Annotated in this window: 16 protein-coding genes and 2 pseudogenes; 1 reads left to right on the top strand and 17 read right to left on the bottom strand. The window is 64.9% G+C overall.

Going from position 1 to position 16,626, the window contains the following annotated elements; all coding sequences use genetic code 11:
* Nucleotides 1-162 precede the first annotated feature (162 nt).
* Both ON22_RS27600 and ON22_RS27590 read right to left on the bottom strand, forming a co-directional pair.
* Nucleotides 163-1,433, bottom strand: a pseudogene (locus ON22_RS27600) (IS3 family transposase).
* Between the two features lie 58 nt (nt 1,434-1,491).
* Nucleotides 1,492-2,653 (bottom strand): annotated as a pseudogene (locus ON22_RS27590) (IS3 family transposase).
* Nucleotides 2,654-2,834: 181 nt separating this feature from the next.
* Between ON22_RS27590 and ON22_RS27580 the strand changes: the two are divergent.
* Nucleotides 2,835-3,188: a helix-turn-helix domain-containing protein gene (locus tag ON22_RS27580; RefSeq protein WP_197039749.1), complete on the top strand. Its 354-nt coding sequence runs from the start codon at nt 2,835-2,837 to the stop codon at nt 3,186-3,188.
* A 151-nt stretch (nt 3,189-3,339) separates the two neighbouring features.
* Here ON22_RS27580 and ON22_RS27575 read toward each other — a convergent pair whose 3' ends face one another.
* From ON22_RS27575 to ON22_RS27505, 15 genes are all read right to left on the bottom strand, one after another.
* On the bottom strand, nt 3,340-3,687 hold the full coding sequence (locus ON22_RS27575; protein ID WP_033247626.1) for a hypothetical protein: 348 nt from the start codon (nt 3,685-3,687) through the stop codon (nt 3,340-3,342).
* A gap of 8 nt (nt 3,688-3,695) precedes the next feature.
* The gene (locus tag ON22_RS27570; RefSeq protein ID WP_033247627.1) at nt 3,696-3,932 is read right to left on the bottom strand and encodes a hypothetical protein; all 237 of its coding nucleotides are present in this window, start codon (nt 3,930-3,932) and stop codon (nt 3,696-3,698) included.
* Nucleotides 3,933-3,946: 14 nt separating this feature from the next.
* Entirely contained in the window at nt 3,947-4,276 is a 330-nt protein-coding gene (locus ON22_RS27565; RefSeq protein WP_033247628.1) for a hypothetical protein, read from the bottom strand.
* Between the two features lie 184 nt (nt 4,277-4,460).
* Entirely contained in the window at nt 4,461-5,264 is an 804-nt protein-coding gene (locus ON22_RS27560; protein ID WP_051158159.1) for an alcohol dehydrogenase catalytic domain-containing protein, read from the bottom strand.
* 226 nt (nt 5,265-5,490) lie between these two features.
* Nucleotides 5,491-6,519 carry an ABC transporter ATP-binding protein gene (locus ON22_RS27555; protein ID WP_081595882.1) on the bottom strand — a complete coding sequence of 343 codons (1,029 nt, stop codon included), beginning with the start codon at nt 6,517-6,519 and terminating at the stop codon, nt 5,491-5,493.
* 27 nt (nt 6,520-6,546) lie between these two features.
* Nucleotides 6,547-7,173, bottom strand: a complete 627-nt coding sequence (locus ON22_RS27550; RefSeq protein ID WP_231508797.1) for a hypothetical protein — start codon at nt 7,171-7,173, stop codon at nt 6,547-6,549.
* Between the two features lie 27 nt (nt 7,174-7,200).
* A complete protein-coding gene (locus ON22_RS27545) occupies nt 7,201-8,169 on the bottom strand; it encodes an MlaD family protein (RefSeq protein WP_033247649.1) in 969 nt (322 codons plus the stop codon).
* Complete coding sequence (locus tag ON22_RS27540) at nt 8,169-9,179, bottom strand: MlaD family protein (protein WP_081595883.1); 1,011 nt, start codon at nt 9,177-9,179, stop codon at nt 8,169-8,171. Before ON22_RS27540 ends, ON22_RS27545 begins: the two co-directional genes overlap by 1 nt.
* Nucleotides 9,176-10,261, bottom strand: coding sequence for an MlaD family protein (locus ON22_RS27535; RefSeq protein ID WP_033247629.1), 1,086 nt, complete (start codon nt 10,259-10,261; stop codon nt 9,176-9,178). Before ON22_RS27535 ends, ON22_RS27540 begins: the two co-directional genes overlap by 4 nt.
* A 1-nt stretch (nt 10,262) precedes the next feature.
* Nucleotides 10,263-11,276, bottom strand: a complete 1,014-nt coding sequence (locus ON22_RS27530) for an MlaD family protein (RefSeq protein WP_373280895.1) — start codon at nt 11,274-11,276, stop codon at nt 10,263-10,265.
* Nucleotides 11,261-12,268, bottom strand: coding sequence for an MlaD family protein (locus tag ON22_RS27525; protein WP_033247631.1), 1,008 nt, complete (start codon nt 12,266-12,268; stop codon nt 11,261-11,263). The genes ON22_RS27530 and ON22_RS27525 overlap by 16 nt, the downstream gene beginning before the upstream one ends.
* Nucleotides 12,268-13,350, bottom strand: coding sequence for an MlaD family protein (locus ON22_RS27520; protein ID WP_033247632.1), 1,083 nt, complete (start codon nt 13,348-13,350; stop codon nt 12,268-12,270). The genes ON22_RS27525 and ON22_RS27520 overlap by 1 nt, the downstream gene beginning before the upstream one ends.
* Before the next feature lie 4 nt (nt 13,351-13,354).
* Nucleotides 13,355-14,185, bottom strand: a complete 831-nt coding sequence (locus tag ON22_RS27515) for an MlaE family ABC transporter permease (protein WP_051158161.1) — start codon at nt 14,183-14,185, stop codon at nt 13,355-13,357.
* A gap of 41 nt (nt 14,186-14,226) precedes the next feature.
* Nucleotides 14,227-15,054, bottom strand: a complete 828-nt coding sequence (locus tag ON22_RS27510; RefSeq protein WP_051158160.1) for an MlaE family ABC transporter permease — start codon at nt 15,052-15,054, stop codon at nt 14,227-14,229.
* A 54-nt stretch (nt 15,055-15,108) separates the two neighbouring features.
* Entirely contained in the window at nt 15,109-16,506 is a 1,398-nt protein-coding gene (locus ON22_RS27505; RefSeq protein WP_033247634.1) for an aldehyde dehydrogenase family protein, read from the bottom strand.
* Nucleotides 16,507-16,626: the final 120 nt, after the last annotated feature.

Here is a 16,626-nt window from a genome sequence, read left to right as displayed (position 1 = left end):
CTCAGCATCCTGTCAACCGTCTGCTCACATGCCCACGGCGTACACGACCGCGGGTCCACGTGAGCGACGCGAGTGGGCCTATCAACGTGCCGGCCACGCACGTGCGCACACTCCAGGCGCGACGGTCACCAGCAAGTGAATCCCCCCGGTGAGTCCGGAGACCTACTGGTGTGACAGCCCGGCGGGTTGCTGGGCTGGGTGTTGAGCGTAGTGGGCTGCTTCCATCTCGGCCGGTGGTAGGTCGCCGCAGTACTGGTAGAGGCGGCGGTGGTTGAACCAGTCGACCCATTCGGCGGTGGCGAACTCGACCTGATCGACGCTGCGCCACGGGCCTCGTGGCTTGATCAGCTCGGTTTTGTAGAGGCCGTTGATCGTCTCGGCAAGAGCGTTGTCGTAGCTCGAGCCGACCGCGCCGACGCTGGGCTGGATCCCGGCCTCCGCGAGCCGTTCGGTGAACGCGATCGCCGTATACTGAGAACCCCTATCCGTATGGTGCACAACATCTGTCACATTCCATCCTTCGCGTTCACGGGTCCAGATCGCGTGTTCGATCGCGTCCAGCACCAGCGTCGTGGTCATCGACGTCGACAGCCGCCAGCCCAGGATCCGGCGGGCGTAGGCGTCGATCACGAACGCCACTTACACCCACCCCGACCACGTCGATACATACGTGATGTCCGAGACCCACAACCGATTCGGCGCTGCCGGCGCGAATCGGCGTTGCACCAGGTCCGCGGCCCGCGGCGCAACCGGATCGGCGATCGTGGTGCGCTTGGCCCGGCCACGTGACATCCCGCGCAACCCGGCCTCGCGCATAAGCCGTTCCACCGTGCAACGCGCCACCCGATACCCCTCCCGGTTCAGCTGCAGCCACACCTTTCGGGCACCGTAGACACCGAAGTTCTCCCGATGCACCCGCCGGATCTGGGTGATCAACTCCTCATCGCGGCGCCGGCGGGCCGACGGAACCCGGTTACGGTGGTCGTAATAGGTCGACGGGGCGAGGTTCACGCCGAGCTCGGTGAGCGCGGCGCAGATAGACTCCACACCCCATCGCAGGCCGCCGTCGTCGCGGCGGCCTGCGTGTTCGGCGACGAACCTGCAGATCAGCGGCTTGGCCGGTCTATCTCGGCCGCGAAGAAAGCCGACGCCGTCTTCAGAATCGCGTTGGCGCGCTTGAGTTCTGCGTTCTCCCGCCGCAACCGTTTCAATTCCGCCGACTCCTCGCTGGTCCCCCCGAGACGGCTGCCCTCATCGACCTGGGATTGGCGGACCCATTTACGGACCGTTTCGACCGAGCCGATCCCCAGCAATTCGGCGACCGCAGCCATGGCGGCCCATTCGGTCTTGTGCTGATCGCGGATCTCGGCGACCATCCGCACCGCCCGCTCACGCAACTCCGGCGGGTACCTCTTCGTGCTCACAGACTTCATCCTCTCTCAAGAGACGAAGTGATGTTCCCCCGGTTTCGTGGAGTCGGGGTACTGGACTTCAGGCCACGGGTTGGACGGGTGGTTGCATCATCTCGTATTCGATCGGAGTCCGCATACCGAGGGCCGAGTGGCGCCGCTGACGGTTGTGGAAGATCTCGAGGTACTCGAAAAGCGCGTTCGCCAGCTCGATCCGTGTTCGCCAGCGTTTCCGGTTGAGTAGCTCGGTTTGCATTCTGCCCCAGAAGGATTCGATGACCGCGTTGTCGTAGCAGTCACCGATCGACCCCATCGACGGCACCAGCCCGGACTTGCGAGCCCGGTCGGTGAAGGCCCAAGAGGTGAATTGCGTCCCATGATCGGAATGAATCAGTGTCCCGGGCTCTGGTGCGCGGTTCGAGATCGCCATCCCGAGCGCGTTGGTGACCAGTGCCGCAGTCTGTGTCGAGTCGATCGACCAGCCGACCAGCCGACCACTCGCCGCGAGAACGTATCGAGCACAACCGCGCAATACACTTTTCCTTCCCTCGTGAAATGTTCCGTTATATCGGTGACCCACAACTGATTTGGCTGTTTCCGGGCGAACGATCGGTTGACCAGATCACTGGCGGTAGGCGTCTGGTGCTTCGGTCTCGCCCGCCGGTTTCCGGGCAGCCCCTTGACCGCTGCACGAGCCATCAGCATCTCGACCTGGTTGTGACCGACGCGGATACCGAGACCGAGGGTGAGTTCGGCGTGGACACGGCGAGCGCCATAGGTGCCGCGCGAAGCGGCATGCACGCCACGGATCTGATCGAGCAGCCATGCATGCCGAATCGCCCGTTGCGACGGCGGCCGGGACCGCCAGAGGTAGTACCCGGATTCGGCGACACCCAGGAGCCGGCACGCGGCCTGCACCGGCAATCCCTCGGACGCCATCGTTGCTATGGCCGCGTATCGCCTTTTGGATCGCCACCTTGCTCTTTCAGCAGTTCACGAGCACGTTTCAGGATCGCGACCTCTTGCTCGAGTTCCCGTATCCGCCGCTTCGCGGCGGATAGTTCGGCCTGTTCACCGCGGGTCGCGCCCGGTAGCTGCCCGGTGTCGACCAGATCTTGCTTACGCCAGCCGTAGATCGTCTGATCGCTGATGCCCAGATCAGTCGCTACCTGCGCGACCGGGCGACCGGCAGCGACCAGGTCCAGCACCTTGCGACGGAACTCTTCGGGATAACGCCTTGGCACGAACAAGTCTCCTTCGATGACTTCGTGACCAAGAGTCAAGCAAACCGACTCTGTAGAACCGGGGGCACATCAGTTCGTAGACCGACTAAATTGGTGGACCTTGGGGGACGCTACTACAACCCTGAAACGCAGGTAGAAGCGCTGGAAACGCTGATCCAGAAGCTACCCGACCCGACAACACTTGACCCGCCCGCGGTGGAGCGCCCCAAAACTACAGCGGGCGCGGCAGCTCGATGCTGATCGAGTCGCGGCGCTGATCAACGGCTACCAGGCCGGAGCAACCGTGTACGAACTGGCCGCCCGATTCGGTATCGAACGGCGCACGGTCAGCAATATCCTCCACCGGCACGGGGTACCGATGGGCCGACGCGGCCTGTCCCGCGACCAGGTCGACACCGCCATCCACCTCTACCGACTCGGCTGGTCACTTGCCCGGGTCGGCAACCATCTCAACGTCAGTCACACCACCGTCCTCGCCGCACTGCGTCGGCGCGGAATACCCACCCGAGATCCGCACGCGTGGGCACGGGCATGACTCACACGGCCGCTACCCTGGGTGTGTCACGCTGTGACCGGAATCGTGCAGCAGTCCCCAACTATTCCCCGACTGGTTGATCGACAGCAAGCGCGACTACACGCGCGTCCAGCTTTTCTCGACGACGTGAGGACGTCTCTGCACAATGTAATTAGATGCGGCTGGGGTACTGGTGATCGGCGGAGAAGCTCGGTGAACAGCACTCCGTCCACATGTGGTCACCGAAGCCGAACCGTCGAACACCGGGGTCCACGCCAATTTTGGCCGGAACTTCGAAGTCCGTGTCGATCTCGGATACGGATCGGGCCGGGTTGAAGTCGAGCACGGAGCGAACTCTGGCCAGTACGTCATCGATCGACGTCAGACGCTGATCCGCAGTACGCCGAATCACGGCGATCCTGTCGACGATGCCTTCGGCGCCGGACGCGGCCCACACACCGAGCGGAAAAGCGGCGTCGTGCTTGGTGACCGGCGTCGTGAGCTCATCGTAGAGCGCCATCGCCTGGTTCAAAGCCTGCCGCTCGATGGCGGCACCGCCCGCTGAACGAGCGTGCCGATCCGCTCCGCGTAGTCGCTACGGTCGAGTATCCGCTGCCGCAGTGAATGCGTGATGTCGCCGAATCCCCTCGCGGCCGAACCGGACCAGGACCGACCTATCCAGTTGGCCAGGCCCGCCACATTCTCGCCGGTGACGAAGTCGCTCGTTCCGAGCAGGCGGATGTTGCCGCCGACGGCGGCCAGCACTTCCCAGTCGGCCGTCAGCGGATCCAGATAGTCCGCGACCCGGCGAAAACCAATGCCTCACCATGCCCGTCCTCCATGGTGTGCAGTACCTCCGCGCAATCGGTCATCAGCTGCCTCAGTGCGAACGTCCCAGTTTCGATACCCGGCAAAGTCGGCAACTGCAGTCCCGTGTACTTCCGCGGGCCGGCGCCCGCCCCCGAGACGTGCGCCACGCTGTCAGACCCCAACGTGGCGCTCACGGAAGTGAGCGCAGCGGCGAAGCCGTTGTCGGTGTCGCTGAACGTTGTGGCGGCGACACCGATCGCCTCACCGGCCGACCGGATCTCATCAATGCTCGACGACACGTTCGTGGCATACTTCGTCGCGAATCCTCGATCGGAGATTCCAGCGTCGCGACCAAGTCCCCACGACCAGGGCTTGACCAGAGAGGAGCCGTCGTGGTCACGGACGTCGCCGTCGCCGTCGAGCTGCCCGAGTTCGGCACCCGGACCTCGCGGACAACTGCCTGGCTCCCTTCGTCGGCCGCGGTCAGACATCGGAAAGAGCCCGGCCGGCCGCCTCGGCGGAGTTCGCCTTTCCCAGCCCGACCTGCACGACGCGTCCGCCCGGGCGCACTGCCTCCACGGCCGCGGCCGTCGTCGTCCCGAAGCCCGCATAATCGATGACGGCATCGAGTTCCATCCCCACGAGATCCGCGGAATCAGCGACGACCTCATCGATGCCCGCCTCCCGCGCCGCGCCGTGGATGGCGGCATTCGTCTCGGCGGCGACGACGTGTGCACCCAAAATCTTGGCGATCCGGGCGCCGGTGAAACCGAGGCCGCCGAGCCCGATGATGCCCACCCGACGTCCCGGCGCCACCGCACCCACCCGGATCGCGTGATACGCGGTCATCCCCGCATCGGTGGCCGACGCCGCCTGATCGAAATCGAGCCCGTCCGGGATTTTCGTCAGCTCGTATTCCCACGCCGTGGTCCGCTCCGCGAAACCCCCGTCGCGGCCGAGGCCGACACCGTCACGGCGCGACTCGTGCTCCCACCCCGGAGGGGCGATCCGATACCCCTGCCCGTACACCGCAACTCGATCACCGACCGCGAACTTCGTGACACCCACGCCCACCCGGGTAACCACTCCGGAAACCTCGTGACCCAGGACGATCGGCCGCTGTGTGAGCCGGTTCAGCAGCGGGCCCCCTTCCAGGATGTCGACATCGGAATGGCACAGACCCGCAGCACACACATCGAGGACGACTTCACCCGCAGCGGGTTCGGGGTCGGGCAACTCGACGAGGACCATGGGTTCGTGCGGCTCGGTGAACTGCCACGCCTTCATGCGATCCGTCCGCAGATAGACGAGCGCCGGTCGGTATCCATCATTGTCTCCTGGTCACAGAGGAAAAGATAACCCGACGATTTCAGACTCGCCCTGCGCCCGGCCAGCGGCCCGTCCCACCTCGTGAGAGAGCTGAGCCGAAGGCATTCAACCCGGCATACAGGTCCGATTCAGCCACGCCCGAACCGGTCGTTTCGTGGTCCGGTCATCCGAACCTCCTCTGAAGTCACCGGCTGGACGTCGTGTACTCACCCGGGCCTGTGGGTGGGTACACCACGGGCGCGAGTTCAGCGCCGATCGCCTCCTGTGCACGGCGCGGCAAGGTATGCATGATCTCGCGCACCCGCTGTTGACGACGCCACACAGCCCCACGCTCCGGCATACCCGGAGTAGCACGCATCTGCGGAATGACGCCTTCGACCTCCTCGGCACCGCCCTGGTGGTGCCCGGCGTCCACGAGCGCCCGCTCGCGCGCCATCTGGCCCTCGTCCTTCTCCTCCGACATACCGATCGGCCCGACCATGCGACCGTTCAGGAACTGCTTCACCACCGGCTCCTCGGAGGTGAGGAGCACCTCACGGGGCCCGAACATCACCAGCCGACGCCGGAACAGCATGCCGATATTGTCCGGAACCGCCCGCGCCAGGTTGATGTTGTGGGTGACGATCAGGATGGTCGCATCGATCTGTGCATTGATATCGATCAGCAGCTGCGACAGGTACGAGGTCCGCACCGGATCAAGCCCCGAGTCCGGCTCGTCGACCAGGATGATCTGGGGATCGAGCACCAACGCCCGCGCCAGCCCGGCACGCTTGCGCATACCACCGGAGATCTCGCCGGGAAGCTTGTTCTCCGCGCCCAGCAGACCGGTCAACTCCAGCTTCTCCAGCACGATCTTCTTGATCTCGGTCTCCGGCTTGTTCGTATGCTCCCGCAACGGGAACGCCACATTGTCGAACAGGTTCATGGAACCGAAGAGCGCGCCGTCCTGGAACAACACCCCGAACAGCTTCCGGATCTCGTAAAGCTGTTTGTTCGAGCATGTCGTGATATCCACACCGTCGACATGGATCGAACCCTGCTCCGGCCGCAGCAATCCGATCAACGACTTCAAGAACACCGACTTGCCCGTACCGGAGGGACCGAGCAACGCGCTGACCTCACCGGAGGGCAGCGTCAAGGATATATCCTGCCAAATCTGCTGCGAGCCGAACGATTTGGCAATTCCCTCGGTCCTGACCTCGACACCCACGATGACCCCTTTCTCGAATGTGTGCGCGGATCAGCGCGGAGTGCCGCCGCCGAGCGCCGAGTCGATTCCGCTGATCTCGGTGATGGTCCAGTCCCGTCCGCTGTCGATGCTCAGCTTGTAGGTTGCGGTCGACTGGATTCCTTCCGGCGCCTGGACATTCTTGGTCAGCACATCGACGAAACAGACGACGTGGTAGATCCCGCCGGACTCGGATTCGACCTTGGCCGCGATCGGATGTGCGGTGGACGACCACTGCAGCGGACCGATGAGCTGCTCCATGGAGGTCGCCGCCCGGGCGAGCCGGCCGTTGAGCTCCGGCGTGGTGTTCGCGATGAGCCGGCTGCGCCACTCCTGCGGATTCTCGAAACTCATCTGCGCGGCACCGGTGGCATAGTCGAGGGCGACCTGCTCGGCATGCCGCTGATCGGCCGCAGCGGCGTCGCGCCGGCCGAGTTCGGCTGCGGCCGATCGCCACTGCCATCCCAGCGCGCCGATCACGGCAACGATCGCCACGATCGCCACGGCCACACTGATGGCACGCAGTGAGACCGCCCGGCCGGCGAACCACCCATGCGCGCCGGGTTCAGCATGCACTGGCTCCGCCGGCTGTTCCTCGTTCTTCTCGATGACCGCTGTGGCCGATGACTTCTCCGGCATCAACCTGTTCCTTCCAATCGGGGCTTTTTATTTCGGGGGGATCGGAGCGCCGGGGACGTGTACGGTCACCGCGCCGGGTGGGTCGGTCGCTGCCAGCATCCGGCCGAGCAGACTGCCGAGATCGACCGTGCGCAGGGCCGCACCGCCGGCCTGGGCGGCGGGTAGCAGGTTCACCCCGACGACGTTCAGATCGGCGGCGGTGAGATCGAGGAACTTCTGCAACTCGCCGAACAGCGGGCTGGCACCGTCGCGAATGCCTTCGAGCAGCGGACCGCGCCGCATGGCATCACGCACCGAGTTCAGCATGTCCTGGAACCCGGTGCCGAAGCCGTTCAGCTGTGGGCTCGTAGCAGCCAAACTCCCCGGGACGCCGGCGGTCTTCATGAGCAGCGGTTGCAACGTACTGAGCAGGGTGACCAGATTGTCTGTCTGCTGGGTGAATTCGGCGGCGAGCAGCGCGCCGGCGCGGTTCAGGTCGCCGATCACCTGTACGCCGTCGGGCAGACCGACATCGAGAGTGTCGAAGATCTGCTGGACCTGATCAGGATCGACCTGCTGGAGCAGGTGCGCCAGGCGTGCGGACAGCTCCTTGAAGGTGGTCGGAACGGCGACTCGGGCGGGGTCGATCTCCGCACCATCGGTCAGGTAAGGACCCTCCCCTGTGTGCGGCAGCACCGAAATATAGGATTCACCGAGAGCCGAGAGATTGTCCACCCGGAACCAGCTGTCGACCGGAATGGGGTCGGACTCCCGGTAGCTGAGCCCGAGCCGGACACTCCCGGCAGCCGGTTCGATCTCGGTGACCTTGCCGATCGGCACACCGCGCAGCAGCACGCGGGAACCGACCAGGATGCCGTTGGTGTCGGGCACCGTCAGTTCGGCCGAACGAGTATCGCGCAGCTGGTCCACATCCAGGCCGACACGCTGGATGTAGAGCAGCGACAGGGCGGTCAAGGCCGACATGGCGACGACCGAGACCCGGGTGCGTGTGAGGATCATCGGACCGCTCCCAGCATGCGCAGGATCGAGGTGGCGTCGCCGATCAATTCGTGACCGTTGCCGGTACTCACCGATGTGACATCGACGGACGGGTTCTGCGTGAACGGCAACAAAGTGGTGCGCAGGAAATTGTTCAGCCGCACCGTGGTCGCGGGCATATCGTCCCAGATACCGCGGCCGGCCTCCGCGGTGCCGGCCAGGGAATTCAGCATCGGGGTGAGCCAGAGCCCGCCCTCGAAGATGGAACCCACCGAGGGCAGTAGGGTGCTGATGTGGGCGACCACCGCGCGGGCGACGTTGTGCCAGTAGTAGGCGCCTTGCTCACCGAATACCGCCTGCCACTGTTCGGCCTTGTCGTTCACCGCTGTCGCGGTATCGTTCAGACCGTTCAACAGCCGGTCGATTTCCGCGGTACCGGCGGCCAGGTCGGACATATCCACCGCGACGGTGGCCGCCATCCGTCGCAGGTCCTCAAGTGCGGGCATGGTCTGGTTGAGAGTGGCCATGGTGTCCTGCATCTTCTGGATGCTGCCGCCGTTCACGAAATAGGCCAGCACCGCGATGGTGTCCTCCAACTGGGGCGGGGAGGTGGTGCGGTCCAACGACACGATGCTGCCGGGCCCGAGGAATCCGGTCTCCGGGCGCGGATCGCTGCTCGGAGTCAACGCGATGTAAGTGTCGCCCAGCAGGGTGTTCTGCCGGATGATCGCGCCGGCATCGGCCGGGACTTTCGTCGTCTCGCTCAATCCGACCGCCACATCGATGCCGTCCGGGGTGGCGGTCAACGCCTGAACCTGCCCGACGCGCAGGCCGTTCAGCACCACATCGGCACCGTAGGGCAGGTTCATGACATTCTCGAACCGGATGGTGACGGTGTAGTCGCTGTGCACGCCGGAGCGCACCGACGGCAGATCGTTCGGGCCTAGCCCGCATCCGGCGACCGCGAACGCGACCACGGCGGCAGCCGTTGATATCCGCAGTGCCCGGCCGATTCCCGAGGATTTCACGTCGCCGCCTTCCACGCCACCAAGGACAGGAGATTCACTGTGCCCGGTGCGAATTCGTTGTTCTCGCAATGCGGGCCGAGGAGCCCGCAGAGCACCGGGTCGACGGGCACCGAAGGTGGCCGGAAGGGGACCGACAGACCGCCGGTGGACTGCTCCTGGTAGTTCACCGCGGTCACGACGGATGGGATTGTCCCGTACAGGTGTGCGAGGTCCGGCGCCCGGGTTGCTGCCAGCCGGATCACGTCTGCCACGGGGCCGTGCATGATCGGCCACAGCTCGGCACCGTATTTCCGCTGGATGTCGTAGATGACCGCGACGAGCCAGCCGATGCCGCGGTCGAACCGTGCCACGAACCGGAACAGTTCGGTGCCTTCGGCAGCGACCTGCGGCATCCGATCCAGGATCGAGCCGATCCGGTCCCACTCCCGCAGCGCGTTCTCGGTAAGTGGGGCCATATTCATGATCGACGCGCCGATATCGGCCGTGACCTGATCCGGGCCGGCGGCGGCCGCGGCGGCGTGGCTCAGCATCGCGCTCATGGCGGCGCCGGTGCCGTCCAGGGCAGTGTGCACGCCGCCGATGGCCCCCTGCACGCTGCCGTCGCCCGCCGTCGAGAGCGCATCGATGAAATCCGCTGCGGAACCTGCGATCTCGGAGATGCTTTTCGGCGTGTAACTACGGCTCATCGGGACACATTCGGTGGGCCGTAGCGCGGGGCCGGTCGTGTAGTTGCCGACCAGCTCCAGGCTGCGGTCCGCGAGCAGCGACTTCGATCGGGTGACCACCCGGACGTCCGCCGGGTAGCGGCGCCCCGCGTCGAGTTCGAAATCGACCCGGACGTGGTCTCCCCGCTGTTGCACAGAATCGACCTTGCCGACCCGGAAACCCATTTGTGTCACCGGGTTTCCCGGGTAGAGACCGATTGCGTCGGGCATATCGACGCAGTAGCCGCCACCACCGGCCGCGATTTCGGCATCGGCCGCCCCACCGGCGCCCGAGCTGTGGACGACCGCGGCCGTCACGACCACCGCGGTAGTGGTCAGAGCCAGGGTCACGGTGGTGGCCCGCTTCGATATACGCATATCAGCACTCCCGGCCCGGAATCGGAATACACAGGGAATTGGTCAGGACTCCGCCACCGAATTCGGCCATACCGGTGGGGGTCAGCCACTGCTCGAGCTGCGCCCGCAACGCGGTGAGGTTGTCGATGGCAGGCCCGAGGTGTTGCTGGAGTTCGGTGACCATGCCCTGCAGGTTCTGGATGTGGGCAGACACCTCATCGGAATGGTCGAGGTAGAACTTCTCCAGCGGCCGCAGTCTGGAGAGGGCACTGCCGAGCAATTCGTAGGCGTAGTTGAAGCCCGCCGCATTGTTGTGGTAGGTCAGGAGCACCGTGTCGATCTTGCCGATCAGCTCGAACACGAAGCCACGGTTGACATTGAAGGTCTGCAGGTATTCGGCGGCCATCGCGGCGACCTGATGGATCTGTAGCCGCTGCTGATCGAGCACCTGGGTGACCGCGTTCATACCGTCCACGATGGTGCCGACCGAGGTCGAATTGCCCTGCAGCGCAACTGCTACCTGGCGCAAGTTCGCGTTCATGGTCGAGGCGTCGACGTGGTCGGTCACCGTGGGTGAGCTCTGCAGAACGTCACCGATCGAGTACGGCACCGCGACCCGTTCCACCGGGATCGCGCCGCCACGTTCGGTGCCGCCGCCGAGCGGAACGAGCGTCACCGCGTAGCCGCCGACCGGAGTCAGCATTCGGACCTCGATCCGGGACCGGTCGCCGACGTGGATCGAATCGTCGATGCGAGCGCGCACTGTCACGGTCGTATCGCCGATGGCGATATCGGAGACCTTGCCGACACTGATCCCCGCGACCCGGACGTCCTGGCCGGTTTCGATGGCGGATGCGTCGGTGGTCTCGAAGGCGATCGTCTGCTGACCGGGCGGGCGCAGGTACAAGCCGGTGAACGCGACCACGACCAGCATTGTTGTGCCGACTACGGCGGTGCCGAGCAGCACATCGTTGTGCCAGACCGCGAGCGCGCGCTCCCGCAACCGTAGTCGCCGCTCCTTTATTTCGCGTTGCACAGTACAACCTCGCTACCGTTGAGCAGGATCTGGACATCGGGGGGCAAGCTCGCGTGCCCGTTACTGCAACCCCCGGCTGCCGGCCGCTGCTGGGCGGTCTGCAGCCCGGCCAGGGTGCCCGGCATCAGCCGCAGCGAATCCACCGCCTCGGTAAGGTTCGCGAAGGCTTGATTCAGCAGTGCTTCGATATCCAGGTCGTCCCGGAAACCCAGTGCCGCGAGCAGCCGCTCGATCGGTTCGACGAGCGCCGGGCCGGCCGAGGCGGTCTTGGGGAACTCGTCCAGCACCGTCATCGCGTTGCTGATGGGCAGACTCATGGCCCGGAGGAACTCGATCACGTACGGAGAGCGCCCGCCCATCGTGTCCGCGATCCGGGCCATATTGCCGGTCAGTGTGGCGATGAGCTGCTGACGGTCCTGAGCATATGCCGCCAGCTGTTGCGCACTTTCCAGCATCGGGCCCAACCCGCCGCCGTCGCCCTCGAGCACCGCGATCGCGTTCTCCGCGAAAGCGTTGATCTGCTGGGTATTCATGGTCGACAACACCGGCTGCAAACCGTTGAACAGGGCGGTGATATCGAACGACGGACGTGTTGCGCTCACGGGCAGATGGTCCACCCGGTTTCCGGGCTGCGCACCGAAACCCACGTCGATGAACCGGACGCCGGTCAGGTTCTGGTATTTGATCGCCAGCGTGGTGGTGTCGGTGAGTTCGTGTTCGCGGTCCATGGAGAAGCTCACCCGTGCGGCCATACCGTCGCCGTCGCGGATCAACTCCACGCCGGTCACCTTGCCGATACGCAAACCCTTCAGGCGCACGTCTCCGTTGACCCGGAGACCGGACGCATCGGAGAAATCGGCTGTGTAGCTACGGGTGCTCTGCTCCACCGGATTTCGCATGGCGTTGAGCACGATCACGAAGAGCACTACTGTCACGGCCGCCACGGCAACGAGTTTGAGGCAGGCCCAGATCAATCCACGTCCCGTTGCCATCAGCGTCCTCCCGGCGCCGCGGCGGGGAGCGCACCGAGTTGCGCCAACGGCCCGGAGATCGCGGGTATATCGTCGAGCACCACTCGCAGTTGCAGGGTCTTCTGCTCCGGGGGGCCGGTGAACGCGGACTCCAGCCGCTCCAGCACCGTGTTCAGGGTGTCCATGTTGCCGTTCCCGAGCAGGCCGGGTAGCGGGGCAACCACCGCGTCGACGGCGCCGGTCACCGGGGTCAGCTCGGCGTCGTGCGAGGCCAGCAACGAACCGGCCAGGCCGAACAGATCCGATGCGGCCAGGGCGAGCGCCTGGTCGGTTTCGTCCATGAAGGCGTCGTCCACGCCAGTACTGCCGTCCGGGCGCTTGTTGTAGGCGCTGTTGTAGATCGCGTACAGCGCATCCGCCGCGCCCCGGCTGAAGGCCGGCAACTGGGCCAGCACATCGTTGGTGCGGAGCAACAGTTCGGTGGGCAGGTGCTGCTGGGTCTTGGCTACCTGGTCGGCGAGGATGATCCCGGTCCGGATCAGCGGCGCGAGACCGTTGGCGTAGCGCATGACCTCGTCCAATGTGGCGATCATATCGGCGGTCAGCGTGCCGTCGACCACCAGCGATACCTGCTCCAGCATGGTCGACATGGTGAAATCCGGCGCCTGGGTGCGATGCAGAACCAGGCCGTCGGTCAGCGCTGCGCCGCCCGGTCGTTCGAGCAGGTTCACCGCTGTTACACCGAAGTAGTTCTCCGGCCGGAAATCGACGTCGAGGGTATCGGTGAGAATCGAACCCATCCCCTCGTCGAGCACCAGCGCGACGGTCACGGTGCCGGAATCGAGTGTGCTGACCCGAGTCACCTCGCCGACCGCCGCCCCCCGAACCAGGACCTTGGAGCCGGACTCGACGCCGGGACCCAGTGCCGGGACCATGAGTTGCAATCGGATGCCGGATGGTGCCGTGGCTCTCGGGTAGGCCCAGGAACATGCGACCACCGTGATCAGCACGACGAGCGCCGCGGCGCCGCCACAGAGGAGCAGGACGCGCTGCTGACGAGCCCCGTCACCACGGACGAAGTCTTGATGAATATGTCTGGCCAATGTTTCAACCCCTGAAAGGAAGTTCCGGGTTCAAACCCCAGATGGCTACGGTCATCAGAAAATTGAGGACGACGATCGCGACCAGGCTGGCGCGGATGGCGCGGCCCGACGCGATACCGACGCCCGCGGGGCCACCGGAGGCGAAATAGCCGTAGTAACAGTGGATCATGGTGACCACGGCGCAGAAGATCAGTGCCTTACCCACCGACGCTGCCAGATCGCCGATATCGACGAACTGAGCGAAGTAGTGGTCGTAGGTGCCGGGAGGCTGGCCGTAGCCGATCTTGATGATCAGCCCGCCGGTGAAGAAACTGACCACGATGGCCATCAGGTATCCGGGCAGCACGACCAGCATGCCGCCCACCAGGCGGGTGCCCACCACGAACGGGATGGCCTGCAGGCCCATGGATTCGGTGGCGTCGATCTCCTCGGAGATGCGCATCGCACCGATCTCGGCGGTCATCCGGCAGCCGGCCTGGGCGGCGAAGCCGATGCCGGTAATGATCGGAGCGATCACCCTGATATTGCCGAACGATCCGATAATTCCGGTCAGCGCGCCGAATCCGAGGAGGTCGAAGGCCATGAACGCCTGGATCGCCACCACCGCGCCGACCGCGACGCCGAGGAAGAACATCAAACTCAGCACCCCGCCGTCGACGATCAGCGAGCCACTCCCCCAGGCCATATCGTTCATGGTCTTGAGCGTCTGTTTGGAGTAGTGACGCACCGTCTTCGGCAGGTACACCAGGGTTTTCCAGGTGAAGGCCACGATCTGGCCGAACTCGGCCAGCATATCGGCCAGTACGCGTTTCCCGTACCGCACCGTCCGTGCCATCGGTCCGGAGTGGACCACCGGATACTCGGTCATGTCGATACTCATGCCAGCCTCGCCGGGAAGAACATGTTCTGGAGCTGACTCACGGCCAGGTTCGTCATGAAGATGCAGAAAACGCTGAGCACAACCGAGGCGTTGACCGCGTTGGCCACACCCTTCGGGCCGCCGGTCGCCTCCAGACCGCGCAGGCTGGCGATGGTCACCACGATAACGGCGAAGATCAACGCCTTCAGTACGGAGAAGATCAGGTCCACCGGGGTGGCGAAGGCGCCGAACGACTGCCAGAAGCTGTCCGCCACCACACCGTTGACATTCGTCGAGATGATCAGTCCCGCCGCCACACCGGCGGCAATGATCAGGATGCACAGAGCAGGCGCAATCGCCACCATCGCCACGAAACGCGGAACAACCAATCGCTGCACCGGATTCACCCCCATCACCCGCATGGCATCGATCTCCTCGCGGATGGAGCGGGCACTCAGGTCGGAGGCAATGGTGGACGCCGCCGCTCCGCTCATCAGCAGACCGGCCGCCATCGGCGCACCCTGGCTCACGACACCGAGCCCGCTGGCGGCGCCCGCCAGCGAGTTGGCGCCGACCTGGTCCATGACTCCACCCACCTGCACCGATACCTCGGCGCCGATCGGCACTGCCATCAACAACGCGGGTAAGGCGGTGACCTTGAACAGCTTCCACATCTGCTCGATCACTTCTCCCACCGGCAACCGCCGGGCGACCGTATCGGTGATCGAGAATTGGACCACCTCGGCACTCAGGCGCGCCGACCGGCCCAGCGTGCCGAGGCTGCGCAGCACCCGGTCCGCGAATGAGCCGCGGATGCGCTGCGCTATCCCCCCGGATACTGAAATACTCACTGCACACCTTCTGTCGGCAACGGAGCTATCGGCTTCGACTGGGGACCGTCAGCCCATGATTCGCCGCAGCACCTTCTGCATCGCGGGACTGTAGGGCGGGTAGGCCACCGACGGGTCGGGCCGGCCCGGCTTGCGCAGGACAGCCTTGTAGTGGCTGAACGTGTCGAATCCGTGCTTGCCGTGGTAGCTGCCGAGCCCGGAGTCGCCGACACCACCGAAGGGCAGTTCCGGTACCAGCAGGTGATAGAGCAGGTGGTTGATCACCACCGCACCGGAGGACGTCTGTTCCAGCACGGTGCGCTCTGTTTTCCGGGAGGAGGTGAAAAGGTAGAGCGCGAGCGGTTTCGGGCGCCGGTTCACGAATTCGACGGCATGCCCGGCACTGCCCACCGACAGCACCGGCAGAATGGGGCCGAAGATCTCCTCGCGCATGAGCTCGGAATCCGGATCCGGGTCGGTCACCAGGGCGGGCGCGATGGTGAGGCCGGCACGGTCGATCGTCCCACCGAACTGTTCACCCCCGTGGCTCGTCAGTGCTTCGGCGAGCCGGTCCAGGTGACGTTCGTTGACGATGTGGGTGGTGTCGTTCGCGCCGTGGGCGGGCAATTCGACGAGCAGCCGCTCCACGAGTTTCGGGCGTACCGAATCCTCCACGAGCACATAGTCCGGCGCTATGCAGGTCTGGCCCGCGTTGATGGACTTGGCCCAGGCGATGCGACGGGCTGCGACCTCGATATCGGCGTCGGCGGTGACGATGACCGGGCTCTTGCCGCCCAGCTCCAGCGTCACCGGGGTGAGATGCTGGGCGGCGGCCGTCATCACGGCCTTTCCGACCGCAGTCGACCCGGTGAAGAAGATATGGTCGAAACGTTGTTCGAGCAGCCGGCGATTGACTTTGCCGTCGCCGAGCACTACCCGTACCGCCTCGGGATCCACATACCGTGGCAACAGCCTGGCGAGTAGGGCGCCGGTCTTGTCGGCGAGGTCGGAAGGTTTGACAACCACGGCGTTTCCCGCCGCGAGCGCGCTGACCAAGGGCTGCACGGTCAGCAACAGCGGGAAGTTCCACGTGCCGAGGACGAGTACGACACCTTTGGGCTCGGGCAGCGACCACGCCTTTCCCGGGGCGGTCGCCGCACTGACCAGCACCGGGGTCGGGGCCATCCACTTCGCCAGGTGTGACAGGGTGTATCGGATTTCGTGCCGCACCGGCCCGATATCGGCCATGAATGTCGCCATCGGACTCCGCCCGAGATCATCAGCAATGGCCGCGGCAATTTCGGATTCGCATTCATCGATGAATCGGAGCAGGCCCTCCAATTGCGCGGTTCGCCACGATAACGGGCGGGTGCGCCCACTGTCGAAAGCCGTTCGAACACGCTTCAGATCCGCGGTGAATTCAGGGGTACGCGGGGCCGCCTTCGATGCGGCGGCGGTGGTGGTCATTCGTCGGCTCCGGTGCAGTGCTGGACCACGGAACCGATCCCAGTCTTGCCGATAAAGGCAACGGGAGCAGGAAGAACGTCGAACATGCCGTGAACCATACATAGTGTTCAGATGTAATGT

The organism is Nocardia carnea NBRC 14403, assembly GCF_000308515.1.
Lineage (GTDB): Bacteria > Actinomycetota > Actinomycetes > Mycobacteriales > Mycobacteriaceae > Nocardia > Nocardia carnea.
Note: the sequence above shows the minus strand (reverse complement) of the source record. Positions and strands in the feature narration are given on the sequence as shown.

Bases quoted from the DNA above. Each gene is read 5' to 3' on its own strand.
- ON22_RS27575 (WP_033247626.1), bottom strand. From the start codon at position 3,687: ATGGCGCTCTACGATGAGCTCACGACGCCGGTCACCAAGCACGACGCC.
- ON22_RS27560 (WP_051158159.1), bottom strand. From the start codon at position 5,264: ATGAAGGCGTGGCAGTTCACCGAGCCGCACGAACCCATGGTCCTCGTC.
- ON22_RS27550 (WP_231508797.1), bottom strand. From the start codon at position 7,173: ATGCCGGAGAAGTCATCGGCCACAGCGGTCATCGAGAAGAACGAGGAA.
- ON22_RS27535 (WP_033247629.1), bottom strand. From the start codon at position 10,261: ATGCGTATATCGAAGCGGGCCACCACCGTGACCCTGGCTCTGACCACT.
- ON22_RS27525 (WP_033247631.1), bottom strand. From the start codon at position 12,268: ATGGCAACGGGACGTGGATTGATCTGGGCCTGCCTCAAACTCGTTGCC.
- ON22_RS27515 (WP_051158161.1), bottom strand. From the start codon at position 14,185: ATGGCACGGACGGTGCGGTACGGGAAACGCGTACTGGCCGATATGCTG.
- ON22_RS27505 (WP_033247634.1), bottom strand. From the start codon at position 16,506: ATGACCACCACCGCCGCCGCATCGAAGGCGGCCCCGCGTACCCCTGAA.